This window comes from Arthrobacter sp. Z1-9 (assembly GCF_054792695.1).
The window spans coordinates 2,247,584-2,265,670 of record NZ_CP096456.1 but is presented as its reverse complement, the minus strand read 5'-3'; the positions used below and the strand labels follow the sequence as shown (position 1 = coordinate 2,265,670).

The following is an 18,087-nucleotide window of genomic DNA, read 5'->3' as shown; positions in this document are numbered from 1 at the left end:
CACATGATCCTTTTTTAATTCCGTCCTGTGAGGCGGGGAAAGGGGAGACGAGCGTTGACTTCTGTCACCAGCGCACCGGTTCCAGCCAGGGTAGTCCTTAGCCAGGCGGACATCGACCGGGCCCTCACTCGTATCGCCCATGAGATTCTCGAGGCCAACAAAGGTTCCCAGGACCTCGTCCTGCTCGGCATTCCCCGCCGCGGTTATCCGCTGGCCGCCAGGCTTGCTGAAAAAATCGCCGCCGCTGATCCCAGCGTGGACGCTGCCGCGATTGTTGGGCAGCTGGACGTCACCATGTTCCGCGACGACCTGTCCCACCAGGGCACGCGCCCGCCGTACCCCACCAAGCTCCCGCGTACAGGCATCGATAACAAGGTGGTTGTCCTCATTGACGACGTCCTGTATTCGGGCCGCACCATCCGCGCCGCCCTTGATGCCCTCGTGGACCTGGGCCGGCCCCGCATCGTCCGGCTCGCCGTGCTGATCGACCGCGGCCACCGCGAGCTGCCCATCCGCGCGGACCATGTTGGTAAAAACCTGCCCACATCATCCGCTGAGAAGGTCCGGGTCCGGCTCGAGGAAACGGACACCGCTCCGGGAGGAACTCCAATCAACGAAGTAGTTATCGAGGGCCGCTCGTGAAGCACCTGCTCTCCACCGAAGACCTCAGCCTCAGCAACGCCATCCGGATCCTCGACACCGCGGAGGAAATGGCAGCGGTAGGTGACCGCGAGGTCAAGAAACTGCCCGCCCTCCGCGGCCGCACCGTGGTCAACCTCTTTTTCGAGGACTCCACCCGCACCCGCATCTCCTTCGAAGCCGCCGCCAAGCGCCTCTCGGCGGACGTCATCAACTTTGCCGCCAAGGGCTCCTCGGTGTCCAAGGGGGAGTCCCTCAAGGACACCGCCCAAACGCTCTCCGCGATGGGGGCTGACGCCGTCGTCATCCGGCACTGGGCCTCTGGCGCGCCGCACCGGCTGGCCTCGACCGACTGGATCGACGCCGCCGTCATCAACGCCGGCGACGGCACCCACGAACATCCCACGCAGGCCCTGCTGGACGCGTTCACCATGCGCAGGCACTGGGCCCGGCTTGCCGGGACCGGCTCCGAGGGCGCGGACCTCAAGGGCATGCGCGTTGCCATCGCCGGCGACGTCCTGCACTCCCGCGTGGCCCGCTCCAACGTCTGGCTGCTGCGCACCCTAGGCGCCGAGGTCACGCTGGTGGCGCCGCCCACCCTGCTGCCCATCGGCGTTGAAAAGTGGCCCTGCAAGGTGAGCTACAACATGGACGAAACCATCGAGCAGGGTGTTGACGCGGTGATGATGCTCCGCGTCCAGGGCGAACGCATGAACGCGTCCTTCTTCCCCAGCACCCGCGAATACTCCCGGCGGTGGGGCTTTGACGACAACCGGCTGCGCGCGCTGGACGCACTGGGCATGAAGGACACCATCATCATGCACCCCGGCCCCATGAACCGGGGCCTGGAAATCTCCGCAGCCGCCGCCGATTCCCCCCGCTCCACCGTCCTGGCGCAGGTCCGCAACGGCGTGTCCGTGCGCATGGCCGCCCTCTACCTGCTGCTCTCCGGGGACACCCGCGAACCAGCCGCCACCCCCGCCCTGGCGTATACCGGCACCCATTCCACCAAGGAGAGCAACTGATGGCAGGCAACACCGGAACCTATCTGATCCGCGGGGCCTCAATCCTGGGCGGCGAGGCGGCAGACCTCCTGATCCGCGACGGCGTCATCGCTGAAACGGGAACAGACCTTTCCGCTGACGGTCGGAGCGAAGGCGCCACCGTCATCGACGCCGCAGGCTTGGTGGCGCTGCCGGGCATGGTGGACGTCCACACCCACCTCCGCGAGCCGGGCCGCGAGGATGCCGAGACCGTGGAGACCGGAACCCGCGCAGCCGCCCTGGGCGGCTACACCGCCGTGCACGCCATGGCCAACAGCACTCCCGTCGCTGACACCGCCGGCGTGGTGGAGCAGGTGTACAGCCTGGGCCAAAAGGCCGGCTGGGTGGACGTGCGCCCGGTCGGCGCAGTGACCGTGGGCCTGGCAGGCGAGCAGCTCGCCGAGCTCGGCGCCATGGCCGATTCCCGCGCCCGGGTCCGCATGTTCTCGGACGACGGCATCTGCGTCCACGATCCGGTCCTCATGCGCAGGGCGCTGGAGTACGTCAAAGCATTCGACGGCGTGGTGGCCCAGCACGCGCAGGAGCCGCGGCTCACCGCCGGCGCCCAGATGAACGAGGGCGAAGTGTCTGCGGTGCTGGGACTTGCCGGATGGCCCGCAGTGGCAGAGGAAAGCATCATTGCCCGCGACGTCCTGCTGGCCCAGCACGTGGGCTCCCGGCTGCACGTCTGCCACGTTTCCACGGCAGGTTCGGTGGAAATCATTCGCTGGGCCAAGGAACGGGGCATCAATGTCACGGCAGAGGTCACCCCGCACCACCTGCTGCTGACCGATGACCTGGTCCGCAGCTACGATCCCGTCTACAAGGTCAACCCGCCACTGCGTACCGACGCTGACGTCCAGGCCCTGCGCGCCGGCCTCGCAGACGGAACCATCGACGTCGTCGGCACTGACCATGCCCCGCACCCCAGCGAGCACAAGGAGTGCGAGTGGGCGCAGGCCGCCATGGGCATGACCGGGCTGGAGACCGCACTTTCCGTCGTGCAGCACACCATGATCGAAACCGGCCTGATGACGTGGGCGGACTTTGCCCGGGTAACCTCCACCGCCGCCGCGAAGATCGGCCGCCTGGAGGACCAGGGCCGGCCGCTGGAAGCAGGGGAACCCGCCAACGTCATCCTCGTGGACCCCGCCGCGCGCTGGACCGTTGAGCCTTCCCTGATGGCCACCATGGGCCGCAACTCTCCGTTCAAGGGCATGGAGCTGCCGGGCAAGGTTGTTGCCACGTTCTTCAAGGGACACCCCACCGTCCTCGACGGCTCCCTCAACACCCCGTACCGGCACGCCGCCTCCGTAGGCGCCGCCTGATGGACACCCAGCTGCTCTCGCTGGTCATCACGCTGGCCCTCATCGCCGCAGCCTTCGGCCTCATCTGGCTGGGCTGGCGGAACCGTCTGCGCCGCCAGGCCGACGTCGAACAGCTCCCGTCGGTGCCCGATGCGCCGGGGGAGCCGCGCACCGCCGCCGAGGGGCAGTACGTCGCGTCCACCACCGGCGGCGACTGGCTGGACCGGATCGCAGTGCACGGGCTCGGCATCCGGACCAACGCAACGCTCGAGGTCTACCCGCACGGCGTCCTCTTTGACCGGTCAGGGGCACCGGTGCTGTACATTCCCGCGGCTTCCCTCACCGGGGTGCGGCTGGACAGCGGCATGGCGGGCAAGTTCGTGGAAAAGGACGGCCTCCTGGTCCTCTCGTGGGTGCACGGCAGCCACGAGCTGGACACCGGCTTCCGGACCCGGCGCGCAGAGGACAGGAACGTGCTTTTCGCAGCACTTCAGGAATTGATTTCTTCGGCCCCCGCGGCTGATGCCAATAGTGGAAAGTAAGACAGTGACAACAAACACAGCAGTATCAGCCCCGGTTTCCGCTCCAGCTGCGCTGGTGCTCGAGGATGGCCGCATCTTCCGCGGACGCAGCTACGGCGCCACCGGAACAGCCCTGGGCGAGGCAGTCTTCGCCACCGGCATGACCGGTTACCAGGAGACCATCACGGACCCCTCCTACGCCCGCCAGCTGGTGGTCCAGACCGCCCCGCACATCGGGAACACCGGCGTGAACAACGACGATGCCGAATCCCGCCGCATCTGGGTGGCCGGCTACATCGTCCGCGACGCCGCCCGCCGCCCCTCCAACTGGCGCTCCGAGCGTTCGCTGGACGAGGAGCTGGTGGAGCAGGGGATCGTGGGCATCCAGGGTGTGGACACCCGCGCCATCACCCGCCACCTGCGCGAGCACAAGACCATGCGCGCGGGCATTTTCTCCGGCGAAGCCGCGCAGGCCACCGACAAGGAACTGGTCGACGCCGTGCTCGCCAGCGCGCCAATGGAAGGCGCCCGGCTGGCCGAGGAAGTCAGCGTTGACGAGGCGTACGTGGTGGAACCGAAGGATCACGGCTGGGACGGCGACCCCCGCTTCAGCATCGCCGCCGTCGACCTCGGCATCAAGGCCATGACCCCCGTCCGGTTCGCCGAGCGCGGCGTCCGGGTCCACGTGCTCCCCGCCACCGCAACCCTGGACGACGTCAAGGCCGTCAACCCGGACGGTTTCTTTATGTCCAACGGCCCCGGCGACCCGGCCACGGCCGACGCCCAGGTCAACCTGCTCCGCTCCGTCCTGGACGAAAAACTGCCCTACTTCGGCATCTGCTTCGGCAATCAGATCCTGGGCCGTGCGCTGGGCTTCGGCACCTATAAGCTTCGCTACGGCCACCGCGGCATCAACCAGCCTGTGATGGACCGCCGTACCGGCAAGGTGGAAATCACCTCCCAGAACCACGGTTTTGCCGTGGATGCACCGCTCGACGGCGCCACGCAGGCCCCCGAGGCACGCTACGGGCGCGTCGAGGTCAGCCATGTCAGCCTGAACGACGACGTCGTGGAAGGCCTCGCCTGCCTGGACATCCCCGCCTTCTCCGTGCAGTACCACCCCGAGGCAGCGGCCGGACCGCACGACGCCGCCTACCTGTTCGACCGCTTTATTGAACTGATGGAGGGCACCCGGGACGGCAGGACCGCCAACCTGTCCAAGGATCCCGTGGACTCTGCCCACTCCGCCGGCGCGGAACACAAAAACGACAACAAAACTGAGGACAAGAAGTAATGCCGAAACGTACAGATCTCAAAAGCGTCCTCGTCATTGGTTCCGGCCCGATCGTCATCGGCCAGGCCGCTGAATTCGACTACTCCGGCACGCAGGCGCTGCGCGTCCTCAAGGAGGAAGGCCTGCGGGTCATCCTCGTCAACTCCAACCCGGCCACCATCATGACCGATCCGGAGTTCGCCGACGCCACCTACATCGAACCCATCACCCCCGAGGTGGTGGAGAAGATCATCGCCAAGGAACGCCCGGACGCCGTGCTGCCCACCCTCGGTGGCCAGACAGCGCTCAACACGGCCATCGCCCTGGACAAAAACGGCGTGCTCGAGAAGTACAACGTGGAGCTGATCGGTGCCAACATCGCCGCCATCGAGCTCGGCGAGGACCGGGAAAAGTTCAAGGGCGTGGTGGAGCGCTGCGGCGCAGAGTCCGCCCGCAGCCACATCATTCACAGCATGGACGAGGCTTTGAAGGCTGCCGATGACCTCGGGTACCCCATGGTGGTACGCCCGTCCTTCACCATGGGCGGACTCGGTTCGGGCCTCGCCTACAACGAGGAGGACCTCCGCCGCATCGTGGGCCAGGGCCTGCAGTACAGCCCTACCAGCGAGGTGCTGCTCGAAGAGAGCATCCTCGGCTGGAAGGAATACGAGCTCGAGATGATGCGGGACAAGAACGACAACGTCGTGGTGGTCTGCTCCATCGAAAACTTCGATCCCGTCGGCGTCCACACCGGTGACTCCATCACCGTGGCGCCCGCCCTCACCCTCACTGACCGGGAATACCAGCGGCTGCGCGACATCTCCATCGCCGTCATCCGTGAGGTGGGCGTGGACACCGGCGGCTGCAACATCCAGTTCGCCATCGATCCCGCCACCGGCCGCGTGGTGGTTATCGAGATGAACCCGCGCGTGTCCCGTTCCTCGGCGCTGGCGTCAAAGGCCACCGGCTTCGCCATCGCCAAGATCGCCACCAAGCTCTCCCTGGGCTACACGCTGGATGAGATCCCGAACGACATCACCCAGAAGACCCCCGCGTCCTTCGAACCCACCCTCGACTACGTCGTGGTCAAGGTACCGCGTTTCGCGTTTGAGAAGTTCCCGGCCGCGGACAACACCCTCACCACCACCATGAAGTCGGTGGGGGAGGCCATGGCCATGGGCCGCAACTTCGCTGAGGCCCTGCAGAAAGCGCTGCGGTCGCTGGAGCAGAAGGGCTCCCAGCTGGACTTCAGCTCCGTTCCCGAATGGGAAGTGGCGGAGCTCATCGAAAAGGCAAAGCGCCCGACGACGGAACGGCTGCACCAGGTCCAGCGCGCCCTCCTGGGCGGCGCCAGCGTGGAGGACCTCTTCGAGGCGACCAAGATCGACCCCTGGTTCCTGGACCAGCTCCAGCTGCTCAACGAGATCTCCCTCGAGATCCGCCAGGCCGGTGCACTGACGGCTGATATGCTGCAGCGCGCCAAGCGCCACGGCTTCTCCGACGAGCAGATCGGCGCCCTCACCCACAACTCCGAAGCCGTGGTCCGCGGCGTCCGCCAGGCGCTGGGCATCCGGCCCGTCTACAAGACGGTGGATACCTGTGCAGCTGAGTTCGCCGCCTACACGCCGTACCACTACTCGGCCTACGACGAGGAGGACGAGGTTGAGCTGCACTCCAAGCCGTCCATCCTGATCCTCGGTTCCGGCCCCAACCGCATCGGCCAGGGCATCGAGTTCGACTACTCCTGCGTCCACGCCTCCATGGCACTGCGCAAGGCCGGCTACGAGACGGTCATGGTCAACTGCAACCCCGAAACCGTCTCCACGGACTACGACATTTCCACCCGCCTGTACTTCGAGCCCCTGACGCTCGAAGACGTGCTGGAGGTCATCGCGGCCGAGGAACGCACCGGCGGCGTGATGGGCGTCTTCGTCCAGCTCGGCGGCCAGACCCCCCTCAAGCTGGCCCAGCAGCTCGCTGATGCGGGCGTGCCCATCCTCGGCACCTCCCCGGAAGCCATCGACCTCGCCGAGCACCGCGGCGCGTTCTCGCGGGTCCTGGACAAGGCCGGCCTGATCTCCCCGAAGAACGGCACCGCAGTGTCCTTCGAGGACGCCAAGAAGATCGCGGACGAGATCGGCTACCCTGTGCTGGTCCGCCCGTCCTACGTCCTGGGCGGCCGTGGCATGGAGATCGTCTACGACGAGCCCAACCTGTCCCGCTACATTGCCAACGCCACGGAAATCACCCCGGACCACCCGGTACTGATCGACCGCTTCCTGGAGGACGCCGTCGAAATTGACGTCGATGCCCTTTTCGACGGCACGGACATGTACCTGGGCGGCATCATGGAACACATCGAGGAAGCCGGCATCCACTCCGGTGACTCCGCCTGCGTCCTGCCACCCATCACCCTGGGCACCAACGTCCTGGAGCGGGTCCGGACGGCAACCCGGGCCATCGCTGAAGGCGTGGGCGTCCGCGGCCTCATCAACATCCAGTTCGCCCTGGCCTCCGACGTCCTGTACGTCCTGGAAGCCAACCCGCGGGCGTCCCGGACGGTGCCGTTTGTGTCCAAGGCCACCGGCGTGCAGATGGCCAAAGCGGCTGCCCTGATCGGCACCGGTGTCACCATCGGCCAGCTGCGCAGCGCCTACAAAATGCTGCCCGAGGTCGGCGACGGCTCCACCCTGCCTTTGGACGCCCCGGTGTCCGTCAAGGAGGCAGTCCTGCCGTTCAGCCGCTTCCGCACGCCTGAAGGCAAGGTAGTTGACTCCCTGCTCGGACCCGAAATGCGCTCCACCGGCGAGGTGATGGGCATCGACAAGCACTTCGATACCGCTTTCGCCAAGAGCCAGGCAGCGGCCAACAACGCCTTGCCCACCGAAGGCAAAATCTTCGTCTCGGTGGCCAACCGCGACAAGCGCTCGGTCATCATGGGCGTCAAGCGGCTCTCCGACCTCGGTTTCGAAATCGTCTCCACCGGCGGCACCGCGGACGTCCTGCGCCGCAACGGCATCCAGGCCACGCCGGTGCGCAAGGTGGCAGAAGGCAGCAGCGCCGAAGGCGAAGGCACCATCGCGGACCTCGTGATCGCGGGCGAGATCGATATGGTCTTCAACACCCCCTCCGGCGGGGAAGCCCGCAGCGACGGCTACGAACTCCGGGCAGCTGCCACGTCCATCGGCATTCCCTGCATCACCACGGTGGCCGAGTTCAATGCGGCCGTGCAGGCCATCGAGGCGATGCGGACCTACGAATGGTCGGTCACCAGCCTGCAGGAGCACGCTGCCGCCTTGGCGGAGTCCCAGAAGGCGGCCCTGCAGCATGCCTGAGCAGGCAGCAGCGTCCGCTGAAGTGCAGGGCCGGGAGCCCTTCGGCTCCCGGCTCGGTGCGGCCATGGCCGCCCGGGGCCCGCTGTGTGTCGGCATCGACCCGCATCCTTCCCTGCTGGCCGGCTGGGGGCTGAAGGACGACGTCGAGGGCCTCCGCTCGTTTTCCCTGACAGTCCTGGAGGCGGTCGCTTCCCTCGCTGCCGCGGTCAAGCCACAAGTGGCGCTCTACGAGCGCCACGGCTCAGCGGGGATGGCTGTCCTGGAGGAAGTACTTGCCGTTGCCCGGGACGAGGCTGTACTCACCATCGCCGACGCAAAGCGCGGGGACATCGGATCCACCATGGCCGCCTATGCCGACGCGTGGCTCCGCGACGGTTCCCCGCTGGCCGCAGACTCGGTGACCCTCAGTCCCTACCTTGGCTTCGAGTCGCTGCGTCCGGCCCTTGACCTGGCCGCCGCGACCGGGCGCGGGGTTTTTGTCCTCGCACTGACCTCCAACCCCGAAGGAGCCTCGGTCCAGCATGTTGGGGGAGCGGACTCCGTGGCCCGCCGGATCGCCCAGGCAGCCGGCGGCGAAAACCGCCGCTATCCCGGGGTGTTCGGTTCGGTCGGCCTGGTGGTCGGTGCAACCGTTGGCTCCGCCCTGACCGAACTCGACCTGGACCTGGCGGCGGTGCGCGGGCCCATCCTGGCGCCGGGCCTGGGAGCACAGGGGGCAACCCCGGCCGATCTGCGTGCCACCTTCGGCAGCGCCTATCCGCAGGTTCTGGGAACCTCCAGCAGGGACATTCTTTCTGCCGGGCCTGAGCTGCGCGGACTTCGGGAGGCTGCCCTGCGGACGCTGGACGGGCTGCGCGGCGAATAGCGTTCCGTTTCAGGTTTTGCATTGATTCGGGCAGCACCAAAGGGTAGTTTCAGGACATGTCCAAGGGCGGCCGCCCGTGGGCGTATCCACCCAGATCCGGGGGTGTCCACCATGGTGCTGCGACCCTTATCCGCGTCCGAACGAACAGATGCCTTGAACAAGGCGGCGGCAGCCAGGGCAACCCGGGCCGCGGCCAAGGAAAGCCTCAAGAACGGTGAGAGTTCCGCAGCGGACATCATCAGTTCGGCAATGGAGGACGAAGCCATGGCCCGGATGAAGGTTTCGGAGCTGCTGGAGGCATTGCCCGGTGTGGGCAAGGTCCGGGCCGCCGCCATCATGAAGCAACTGGGCATCGCGGCCTCCCGCAGGCTCCGCGGCCTGGGCGTCCACCAGCGCCGTGCGCTGGTAGATTTTATAGACGAGAACTAGAGCGGGTACCTTCCCCGCTTTTCCCGAACTCCGGCACAAAGGAATACGTGAGCAAAAAACCTGGACTGACAGTCCTCGCTGGTCCGACGGCTGTTGGCAAAGGCACCGTGTCCACCTACATCCGGGACAACTACCCCGAGGTTTGGCTTTCCGTATCAGCCACCACCCGCGCCCCGCGTCCGGGTGAAGTTGATGGGGTCCATTACTTCTTCAAGGCCAAGGAGGAATTCGAGCGGCTCGTCGCCGAAGGCGAATTCCTTGAGTGGGCAGTCGTCCACGGCCAGAACACGTACGGGACGCTTAAGAGCACCGTGAACGAGGCCATCGCCGAAGGCCGGTCGGTGCTGCTGGAGATCGACCTGCAGGGCGCGCGCCAGGTCAAGGCAGCCGTTCCGGACGCCCAGTTCGTCTTCCTCGCGCCGCCCAGCTGGGACGAAATGGTCCGCCGGCTGGTGGGCCGCGGCACGGAAACACCCGAGGAACAGCAGCGCCGGCTGGAAACCGCTAAACTGGAGCTTGCTGCTGAACCGGAGTTCGACCATACCGTCATCAATGACGACGTTCGCCGGGCAGCGGACGAGCTTGTTTCACTCATGGGGCTGACCCCGCATCCGCACGGAGCGCCGGAACGGTCAGCCCGCTAGAAATTTGGAGAATTCGTGTCCACGAACCTTGAAGGCATCATCAACCCGCCGATCGACTCGCTGCTCGAAGCAGCGGATTCAAAGTACGGCCTGGTGATCTTCGGTGCCAAGCGTGCTCGTCAGATCAACGCTTACTACGCCCAGCTGCACGAGGGTCTCTTCGAATACGTTGGCCCGCTGGTAGACACCAAGCTGAACGAAAAGTCGCTTTCCATCGCCCTGCGCGAGATCAACGAAGGCAAGCTGGTCTCCACGCCGATCGAAGCCGCAGAGTAATACTGCCGCCTGACGTGCTGTTGACGGAGGTCACGTGCGCATAGTCCTCGGAGTCGGGGGAGGGATAGCCGCCTATAAGGTGGCATCGCTCCTCCGGCTTTTTACTGAAGCCGGCCATCACGTCACCGTGATCCCCACGGAAGCAGCCACCCGCTTTGTTGGCACTGCCACGTGGGAGGCGTTGTCCGGAAATCCGGTCAGCAACAGCGTTTTCGACGACGTACACCAGGTCAACCACGTCCGCCTGGGCCACGAAGCGGACCTGGTGGTCATCGCCCCGGCCACCGCCGACCTCCTGGCCAAAGCAGCTACCGGACAGGCCGGGGACCTCCTCACCAACACCCTGCTGATGGCCCATGGCCCGGTACTGTTCGCCCCGGCCATGCACACCGAGATGTGGCAGCACGCGGCTACCCAAGCCAACGTGGAAACGTTGCGGAGCCGCGGCGCGGCCGTCTTGGAACCCGCCACCGGCAGGCTGACGGGTTCGGATTCCGGCCCGGGCAGGCTGCCCGAGCCCGAGGCGATTTTCGACGCCGCCATGGCCCTGGTCCAAGGCCAGTCGGACTACCAGTTGCCGCTGGCGGGACGGACCGTCACCATCAGCGCCGGCGGAACCCGCGAACCCCTGGATCCGGTACGGTTCCTGGGGAACCGGTCCTCCGGCAAGCAGGGAGTGGCGCTGGCCGTCGCCGCCAGGAATGCCGGCGCGACGGTCCGCCTGCTGGCAGCCCACATGGAAGTTCCACCGCCGGCCGGCGTGGAAGTCGTGCCCGTTGAGACTGCCTTGCAGCTGCGAAAGGCGGCGCTGGCAGCGGCGGCGGATTCCGACGTCGTGATCATGTCCGCCGCGGTGGCAGACTTCCGCCCGTCGGAGGTTTCGGACACCAAAATCAAGAAGCGCGATGACAGCGCCGACCCCGTGATCACGCTGGTCCGAAACCCGGACATCCTGCACGAACTGGTGGAACTCCGGAACAGCGGCGGCCACGCACAGAGCCAGCAGCTGATCGTAGGCTTTGCTGCCGAAACCGGCGACAGCGACGGCGACGTGCTGGCCTACGCCGAAGCAAAACTTCAACGCAAAGGCTGCGACCTGCTGGTGGTGAACCATGTGGGCGCGGACAAGGTCTTCGGGCAGGACACCAACTCCGTTGTCATCCTGGCCCGCTCCGGCGCCGAACCTCAGGAGGCCGCCGGAACCAAAACAGAAGTTTCAGCGGCCGTCATCAGCCGGATCGGCTTCGAACTGAACCACGTTCTGCCCCGCGCCTGACGTGTTCCATGCCACGTCCGCTTAGCACGAGGACATCTGCCGATGCCTCCTGCGGGGAGGACGAATCCCAACCAGTAAGGTAGTTGAGTGACTTTACCGCTGCACCTTCCCCCGTCCCACGCGGCCACGCCCTCCGCGCTCCGGCTCTTCACCTCCGAGTCGGTCACCGAAGGCCATCCGGACAAGATCTGCGACCAGATCAGCGACGCCATTCTTGACGCCCTGCTGGACAAGGACCCGGAATCCCGCGTCGCCGTGGAGACCATGGCCACCACCGGCCTGGTGCACGTGGCCGGTGAGGTCACCACCGACGCCTACGTGGAAATTCCGCAGATCGTCCGCGAGACCATCCTGGGCATCGGCTATGACTCCTCGGCCAACGGGTTCGACGGCGCCCGGTGCGGCGTTTCCGTGTCCATCGGCCAGCAGTCCAACGACATCGCCGGCGGAGTCTTCAACTCCCTCGAAGCCCGCGAGGGCCGCCAGGAGGATGACTACGACCTCCAGGGCGCAGGCGACCAGGGCCTGATGTTCGGTTACGCCAGCGACGAAACTCCGTCCTACATGCCCACCCCCATCTGGCTGGCACACCGACTTTCGGAGCGGCTCACCGAAGTCCGCAAGTCGGGGGAGCTGCCTTACCTCCGCCCGGACGGCAAGACGCAGGTGACCGTCGGCTATGACAAGGACCTGCCGGTCTCCGTCGAAACCGTGGTCATCTCCAGCCAGCACGCCGAAGGCGCAAGCCTGGAACAGCTCCGCGCGGACCTGGCCTCCATTGTCATCGCGCCCGTGCTGGCCGGTGCCAACCTGGACATCTCCCGTGCCGCAAACATCCTGAACCCGGCCGGCGAGTTCGTTATCGGCGGGCCCGTCGGTGACGCCGGCCTGACCGGGCGGAAGATCATCGTTGATACCTATGGCGGCATGGCACGCCACGGCGGCGGAGCCTTCTCCGGCAAGGACCCGTCCAAGGTGGACCGCTCCGCCGCTTACGCCATGCGGTGGGTCGCCAAGAACGTTGTGGCAGCAGGACTGGCCAAGCGGGCCGAAATCCAGATCGCCTATGCCATTGGCCAGGCGCGCCCCGTGGGTACGTACGTTGAGACGTTCGGCACCGAAACGGTCGACCCCGCCCGCATCAGCGCGGCCATCGCCGAAATCTTCGACCTGCGTCCCCGCGCCATCATCGACGCCCTGGACCTGAAGCGGCCCATTTACGCGAAGACTGCCGCGCACGGGCACTTCGGCCGTGACGATCCGGACTTCACCTGGGAGCGGCTGGACCGTGTGGACGACCTGAAGGCTTTCTTCAACGCCTAGGTGTGCCCGGGGCCGAACCCGGCACGGACGCCGCTGCCCGGATGTCCGTGCCTCCTGGTTTACTGAGCAGGTCCACCCGGTGATGCTGAACGGAGGTAGCCGAAGTGGTTGCTGACGGTTCCACACAACCGCTGCAGGATCTGCCCGCAGCGGTGCAGCCGTCCCTGCTGCAGGGTTTCCCTTCCCGCACCCAGCAGGCGGGCCTGCAGTTCGCGGAACACCTTCCGGTGGCCAGGGTGCTGGTGGAGTCCTCGCTGCCCCACCTGGACCGGCCTTTTGACTATGGTGTTCCTGCCGTTCTCGATGAGGATGCGCAGCCCGGCGTCAGGGTCAAGGTCAAGTTCAACGGCCAGGATCTCAACGGGTTCATTATGGAACGGGTGGCGGAGTCGGACGCCGGCCACACCCTGTTGCCGCTGGCGAAAGTTGTTTCCCCGGTTGCCGTCCTGACGCCGGAGGTCCGCGACCTGGTCACCGCCGTAGCCTCCCGCTATGCGGGAACGGTCAGCGATGTCCTCCGGGTCGCCGTTCCGCCGCGGGTAGCCCGGCTGGAGAAGAACTATCCTGCTCCCGAAGGAACTCCTGCGGCCGGGGCAGGTGAAACCGCCGGTGCCGCCAAGGACCCCGGCGCAGACGATGCCTGGGCCAGCTTCCGGAACGGTCCAGCCTTCCTGCGCCATCTGAAGGACGGTGGTTCCCCACGGGCCGTCTTGAATCCTCTCCAGGGCTACGGACCCGCCGGCTGGCCGCAGCTGCTGGCCCAGGCCATTGCCGCAGTCCATGCTTCCGGGCGGGGAGCCGTAGTGGTGGTCCCGGACAACCGGGACCTGGACCGGCTTGAAGAGGCGTTGAAGGCCCTGGTGCCGGACCAGGCCGTAGCCCGCCTGACAGCGGAGGACGGGCCCACGCCCCGCTATCAGAACTTCCTGCGGCTCCTTGCAGGAACCGCACGCGTGGCCATCGGCACCCGGTCAGCTGCCTATGCTCCCGTGAAGGATGTGGGGCTCGTGGTCTGCTGGGACGACGGCGACGACCTCCACATCGAGCAGCGCGCACCCTATGCCCACGCCCGCGAAGTGCTGCTCCTGCGCGCCGAACAGTCCGGGTCAGCCTGCCTCCTGGCCGGCCATGCCCGCAGCACGGAGGTCCAAAGGCTCGCCGAGACAGGCTGGGCCCTGCCCGTGGAAGCCGACCGCCCGCTGGTCCGCCGCACCGTCCCGCGCGTGGTGAACACCGCGGACAGCTTCGAACAAGAGCGGGATCCGCTGGCCAGGATCGCCCGCCTTCCCGGCACTGCCTGGCGGGCGGCCAAGGAAGGCATCGAGCGGGGACCGGTCCTGGTCCAGGTTGCCCGCGCCGGGTACGCGCCGTCGCTCGTCTGTGACACCTGCCGGGAGCCGGCACGCTGTGCAGCCTGCCAAGGTCCTTTGGCCGTCGCCGGCGCGAGCGGAACCTCAGCCCTGCCGCAATGCCGTTGGTGCTCCACCCCGGCACCGGACTGGCACTGCACGCACTGCAGCGGCCGGAAGCTCCGCAGGGGCGCAACCGGTGTGATCCGGACGGCCGAGGAGTTGGGCCGGGCCTTCCCCGGCAAAACCGTCATCACATCCTCCGGTGACCAGGTCAAGGCGCATGTAACCAACAGCAAGGCGCTGGTGGTGGCCACGGTGGGAGCCGAACCCGTGGCAGAAGGGGGATATGCCGCCGCCTTGCTGCTGGACGGCGATTCCCTGCTGCGCCGTGAGTCGCTGCGGGCCAGCGAGGACACAGTGCGGCGCTGGTTCAACGCCGCAGCCCTGGTCCGGCCTGCGTCCGAGGGAGGCCTCGTGGTGGTCACGGCAGCGGACACCGGGGCTGTCGGTGCGCTGCTGAGGTGGGATCCTGCAGGTTACGCCCGGCGTGAGCTTTCCCTCCGGGCCGAACTGCAGCTTCCACCGGCGGTGCGCCTAGCCTCGGTCACCGGCCCCCGGGCCGCCGTCGAGCACTTCTCAGGTGCAGTGGCAGCGCAACTGGAACAAGCCGGGGTCCGCCTCCGAACCGCGGGCCCGGCCCCAGTGATTCTCAGCGGACCGCCCTCAACCCGCCGCCCTGCGGAGGACGTCCGGACCCTCCTGTTCTTCCCCTACGCACAGGCAGCCGCGGTGACCCGCGTCCTGCGTTCAACCCGGTCCGCAACGGCCGCTAAGCGCAGTGCCGAACCGGTCCAGCTCCGCCTTGACGGTGTGGACGTACTGTAGCGGTACCTACTACTTGCCGCGGCGCTGTTACATTTTGCCGCGGCGCTGGGCGACGATGTCGTGCGCCACGTCCACCAGCTGGCGGGCGGACTCCTCCCAGCTGAACTCCCGGGCACGGGCAACAGAGCGCCGTGAGGTTTCCTCCCACCGGTCCCGGTCCTGCAGCTTCTTCACTGCGGCGGCAAACTGCGGGGGCGACGCCGGATCAACATAGCTGGCGGCGTCACCGCCTACTTCCCGGAAAATCGGGATGTCGCTGGCGATGACCGGCGTGCCCAGCGCCATGGCCTCGACCAGCGGCAGGCCGTACCCTTCAGCCCTCGAGAGGCTCACCAACGCAGTGGCTGTTTCCAGGAACGTGGCGTACTCCTCATCCGTGACACCGTTGTGGAACACCACGTTTGATCCGGGCGGGATGAGCTTCTCCAGTTCGGCGCGCCGCTGCGGGGTGATCCGGCTCAGCAGGTGAAGCGTGAAGCCCGGCAGCTCGGCCATCCCGGCCACCAGGGTTTCCACATTTTTGTAGGGCATGAACGAGCCCATGTACACAAGGAAAGGTGCGGCGCCGGCCTCCGGACTGCGCGGCTCCTGTGCGGGCTGGGGTGCATTGCTGATAATCCGGACAGGCCGGCGGGTCAGCTGGTACTTGGCCATCAGGGCCTCCGTGGTCCGGCTGATGGTGGCCACGACGTCGGCCCGGTTGAGGAGCAGGCGCTGCGGCCAGTACGCCTTGTGGTACAGGCGCCACAGCAGCCGCACCGGGGCCGGCAGGAATCCCGGGGGCTCAGGGTGCTCGTAATAGATGAGGTCATGCAGGGTCAGGACCAGGCCGTACTTGCGGCCCATGGTGCCCATCGTCTGCATCGGGCACACCACCACATCCGCGCCGAGCGGGTTGATCTTTCGGGCCACGAACAGTTCCGCCGGGGACAGGGGGCTGTTGATCAGTGTGTACGGCACATCCGGCAGCAAGGCCAGCTGGCGGACGTCCGAGACCAGCATCGAGACGTCGGCGATCCTGGCGGCGGCCGCGATCAGGCTCGCACCGTAGCGGCTGATGCCGTCGTGGTGGTCGGTCCGGGTGAACCGGGCATCGATGACAATTTTCACGCGGGGTGGTCCTTAAGGAAGCTGCGGATGTAGCCGGCGGCAGGTTCCGGCGTTTCGTAATGAATCAGGTGGCCGACGCCCGGAATAACTTGGAGTTCGCCGTCTGGCAGCAGCTGGACGAGCCGGTGCTGGTCGGGAAGCGTGGCGATCTCGTCTTTTTCACCCGCTATCAGCAGCACCGGAAGGGTCAGGCTGCCGGCCACCTCGGCCACATGGGTGCTGACGGAGGCAGTGAAGGATTCGAGGAGGCTGTCACGGCTGGCAAAGGCACTGAAGTAGGCGTGGTGCTGGCCGTGGATAAAGCGCCGGAGGTCCCGGTCGCCTGTCTTGGCCATGGCCTCGCTCATCACGCGGACAATCAGCGGGCTGCGCAGCAGGGCCAGCCCCAGCGGACGGGGGAGGCGTGCGGCGAGGCGGTAGTACAGCACCGCCAGCCTGGTCATCACGCCTTTGGGGCCCTCCAGGGCAGGCGCGGCGATGGGATTGATGAGGATCAGGGGATTGACGACGCCGGGATGGGCGGCTGCGAAATGGGCGGCGATGATGGACCCGAACGAGTGCCCCAGGAGGACTGTATCCGGCCCCAGTCCCAGGGCCGCCATGAATTCCGTGATGAAGGCGCCGTAACCCGGAACTGTGTGTCCACCTGAGGGGAAGGCTTCCGAGCTGCCGAAGCCAGGCAGGTCCGGCATGATGATTCGCATCTCCGGAAGCTGGTCGGCCACCCGAAGGAGTCCGTGGTGGTCGCCGCGGAACCCGTGGATCACCAGGATGGTCCGGGTCTGGGCGGTTTCCAGCGCCGGCTCGTAGGTCCAGAAGGCCACCCTGCCGCCGGCGAGCTGCAGGGACGAGGCATGGGTGCGGCTAGCCAGGTCCGGGCTGATGAAAGCGGGCGCGGAGGACTGCCCCGGGTGTGCTGTTTCCATGGGAGTCCTAATTGACGTTGTCCGGGTGGGAACCGGTGCGGTGTCCCCGGTCCAGGCCGGCGAGCGCCTCCATGTCCCGGGGTGAGAGCTCAAAGCCGAAGACGTTCAGGTTCTCGCGGATGCGCGCCTCGGTGCTGGCCTTGGGGATGGCGATGTTCCCCAGTTGTACGTGCCAGCGGAGGATGATCTGTGCCGGGGTCCTGCCGTGTTCGGCGGCGCAAGCCTGGACGACGGGGTCCGCCAGCACGTGTCCGCGCCCCAGGGGACTCCACGCTTCGGTCCTGATTCCAAGGTCCTGGTGGATTTTCCGCAGCTCATGCTGCTGGAGCCAGGGGTGCAGCTCAATCTGGTTGACCGCAGGGGTGACTTCTGCGGTCTGCATCAGCCGGTCCAGGTGGGCAGGCTGGAAGTTGCTGACGCCGATGGCCCGCACTTTTCCCTCCCGGTAGAGCGTCTCCATGGCCCGGTAGGTTTCGGTAAATAGTCCACGCCGGGGACAGGGCCAGTGGATGAGGTACATATCGATGTAGTCCAGGCCCAGGTTGACCATGGAGTTATCGAAGGCACGCAGGGTGGCGTCGTAGCCGTGGTGGTCGTTCCACACTTTGGTGGTGACAAAGATGTCCTCCCTGGCCGGTGCCGGGAAGAGTTCACCGGAGCCGCCGCTGCCTGCCTGTGTACCGAGCTGGGAACTGATGCCACGCGCAACTCCCGACTCGTTGCCGTACATGGCGGCGGTATCGAAGTGGCGGTAGCCGCTGCCGAGGGCCATGGCTACAAGGCCCGCCGCCTCCGAGGGCGGCACCTTGTACAGGCCGTAGCCCAGCTGGTCGATCAGCACGCCGTTGTTCAGGCTCAGCCGCGGGGAGATCCTCATAGCCAT

At 66.6% G+C, this 18,087-nt stretch carries 16 protein-coding genes; 13 read left to right on the top strand and 3 right to left on the bottom strand.

All coding sequences use genetic code 11. From position 1 onward, the window contains the following. Window positions 1-54 precede the first annotated feature (54 nt). From pyrR to M1D93_RS10355, 13 genes are all read left to right on the top strand, one after another. Complete coding sequence (pyrR, locus tag M1D93_RS10415; protein ID WP_461171507.1) at window positions 55-642, top strand: bifunctional pyr operon transcriptional regulator/uracil phosphoribosyltransferase PyrR; 588 nt, start codon at window positions 55-57, stop codon at window positions 640-642. After that, window positions 639-1,664, top strand: a complete 1,026-nt coding sequence (locus M1D93_RS10410; RefSeq protein ID WP_461171506.1) for an aspartate carbamoyltransferase catalytic subunit — start codon at window positions 639-641, stop codon at window positions 1,662-1,664. The genes pyrR and M1D93_RS10410 overlap by 4 nt, the downstream gene beginning before the upstream one ends. Next, on the top strand, window positions 1,664-3,010 hold the full coding sequence (locus M1D93_RS10405) for a dihydroorotase (protein WP_461171505.1): 1,347 nt from the start codon (window positions 1,664-1,666) through the stop codon (window positions 3,008-3,010). Before M1D93_RS10410 ends, M1D93_RS10405 begins: the two co-directional genes overlap by 1 nt. Beyond that, window positions 3,010-3,531, top strand: coding sequence for a PH-like domain-containing protein (locus M1D93_RS10400; protein WP_461171504.1), 522 nt, complete (start codon window positions 3,010-3,012; stop codon window positions 3,529-3,531). Before M1D93_RS10405 ends, M1D93_RS10400 begins: the two co-directional genes overlap by 1 nt. Further along, entirely contained in the window at window positions 3,512-4,804 is a 1,293-nt protein-coding gene (gene carA, locus M1D93_RS10395) for a glutamine-hydrolyzing carbamoyl-phosphate synthase small subunit (protein WP_461171503.1), read from the top strand. The genes M1D93_RS10400 and carA overlap by 20 nt, the downstream gene beginning before the upstream one ends. Continuing rightward, complete coding sequence (gene carB, locus M1D93_RS10390) at window positions 4,804-8,118, top strand: carbamoyl-phosphate synthase large subunit (protein WP_461171502.1); 3,315 nt, start codon at window positions 4,804-4,806, stop codon at window positions 8,116-8,118. Before carA ends, carB begins: the two co-directional genes overlap by 1 nt. Further along, window positions 8,111-8,983, top strand: coding sequence for an orotidine-5'-phosphate decarboxylase (gene pyrF, locus M1D93_RS10385; protein ID WP_461171501.1), 873 nt, complete (start codon window positions 8,111-8,113; stop codon window positions 8,981-8,983). Before carB ends, pyrF begins: the two co-directional genes overlap by 8 nt. Window positions 8,984-9,094: 111 nt before the next feature. Continuing rightward, a complete protein-coding gene (gene mihF / locus M1D93_RS10380; protein WP_461171500.1) occupies window positions 9,095-9,412 on the top strand; it encodes an integration host factor, actinobacterial type in 318 nt (105 codons plus the stop codon). Between the two features lie 47 nt (window positions 9,413-9,459). Continuing rightward, the gene (gmk, locus tag M1D93_RS10375; RefSeq protein ID WP_461171499.1) at window positions 9,460-10,056 is read left to right on the top strand and encodes a guanylate kinase; all 597 of its coding nucleotides are present in this window, start codon (window positions 9,460-9,462) and stop codon (window positions 10,054-10,056) included. A 15-nt stretch (window positions 10,057-10,071) separates the two neighbouring features. After that, a complete protein-coding gene (gene rpoZ, locus M1D93_RS10370; RefSeq protein ID WP_003800778.1) occupies window positions 10,072-10,332 on the top strand; it encodes a DNA-directed RNA polymerase subunit omega in 261 nt (86 codons plus the stop codon). Window positions 10,333-10,366: 34 nt separating this feature from the next. Further along, window positions 10,367-11,608, top strand: a complete 1,242-nt coding sequence (gene coaBC / locus M1D93_RS10365) for a bifunctional phosphopantothenoylcysteine decarboxylase/phosphopantothenate--cysteine ligase CoaBC (RefSeq protein ID WP_461171498.1) — start codon at window positions 10,367-10,369, stop codon at window positions 11,606-11,608. Between the two features lie 87 nt (window positions 11,609-11,695). Then, a complete protein-coding gene (gene metK / locus M1D93_RS10360; protein ID WP_256249693.1) occupies window positions 11,696-12,931 on the top strand; it encodes a methionine adenosyltransferase in 1,236 nt (411 codons plus the stop codon). 104 nt (window positions 12,932-13,035) lie between these two features. After that, window positions 13,036-15,168, top strand: coding sequence for a primosomal protein N' (locus tag M1D93_RS10355; protein WP_461171497.1), 2,133 nt, complete (start codon window positions 13,036-13,038; stop codon window positions 15,166-15,168). A 27-nt stretch (window positions 15,169-15,195) separates the two neighbouring features. Here M1D93_RS10355 and M1D93_RS10350 read toward each other — a convergent pair whose 3' ends face one another. The 3 genes from M1D93_RS10350 to M1D93_RS10340 are packed head-to-tail and all read right to left on the bottom strand — an operon-like array spanning window position 15,196 to window position 18,081. Further along, on the bottom strand, window positions 15,196-16,278 hold the full coding sequence (locus M1D93_RS10350) for a glycosyltransferase family 4 protein (protein WP_461171496.1): 1,083 nt from the start codon (window positions 16,276-16,278) through the stop codon (window positions 15,196-15,198). Next, window positions 16,275-17,204 carry an alpha/beta fold hydrolase gene (locus M1D93_RS10345; RefSeq protein ID WP_461171495.1) on the bottom strand — a complete coding sequence of 310 codons (930 nt, stop codon included), beginning with the start codon at window positions 17,202-17,204 and terminating at the stop codon, window positions 16,275-16,277. The genes M1D93_RS10350 and M1D93_RS10345 overlap by 4 nt, the downstream gene beginning before the upstream one ends. A 7-nt stretch (window positions 17,205-17,211) precedes the next feature. Beyond that, the gene (locus M1D93_RS10340; protein ID WP_461171494.1) at window positions 17,212-18,081 is read right to left on the bottom strand and encodes an aldo/keto reductase; all 870 of its coding nucleotides are present in this window, start codon (window positions 18,079-18,081) and stop codon (window positions 17,212-17,214) included. Window positions 18,082-18,087: the final 6 nt, after the last annotated feature.

Coding starts and splice junctions, on each gene's coding strand:
- M1D93_RS10340 (WP_461171494.1), bottom strand. CDS start 18,081: ATGAGGATCTCCCCGCGGCTGAGCCTGAACAACGGCGTGCTGATCGAC.
- carB (WP_461171502.1), top strand. CDS start 4,804: ATGCCGAAACGTACAGATCTCAAAAGCGTCCTCGTCATTGGTTCCGGC.
- M1D93_RS10345 (WP_461171495.1), bottom strand. CDS start 17,204: ATGGAAACAGCACACCCGGGGCAGTCCTCCGCGCCCGCTTTCATCAGC.
- mihF (WP_461171500.1), top strand. CDS start 9,095: ATGGTGCTGCGACCCTTATCCGCGTCCGAACGAACAGATGCCTTGAAC.
- carA (WP_461171503.1), top strand. CDS start 3,512: ATGCCAATAGTGGAAAGTAAGACAGTGACAACAAACACAGCAGTATCA.
- pyrF (WP_461171501.1), top strand. CDS start 8,111: ATGCCTGAGCAGGCAGCAGCGTCCGCTGAAGTGCAGGGCCGGGAGCCC.
- M1D93_RS10400 (WP_461171504.1), top strand. CDS start 3,010: ATGGACACCCAGCTGCTCTCGCTGGTCATCACGCTGGCCCTCATCGCC.
- M1D93_RS10405 (WP_461171505.1), top strand. CDS start 1,664: ATGGCAGGCAACACCGGAACCTATCTGATCCGCGGGGCCTCAATCCTG.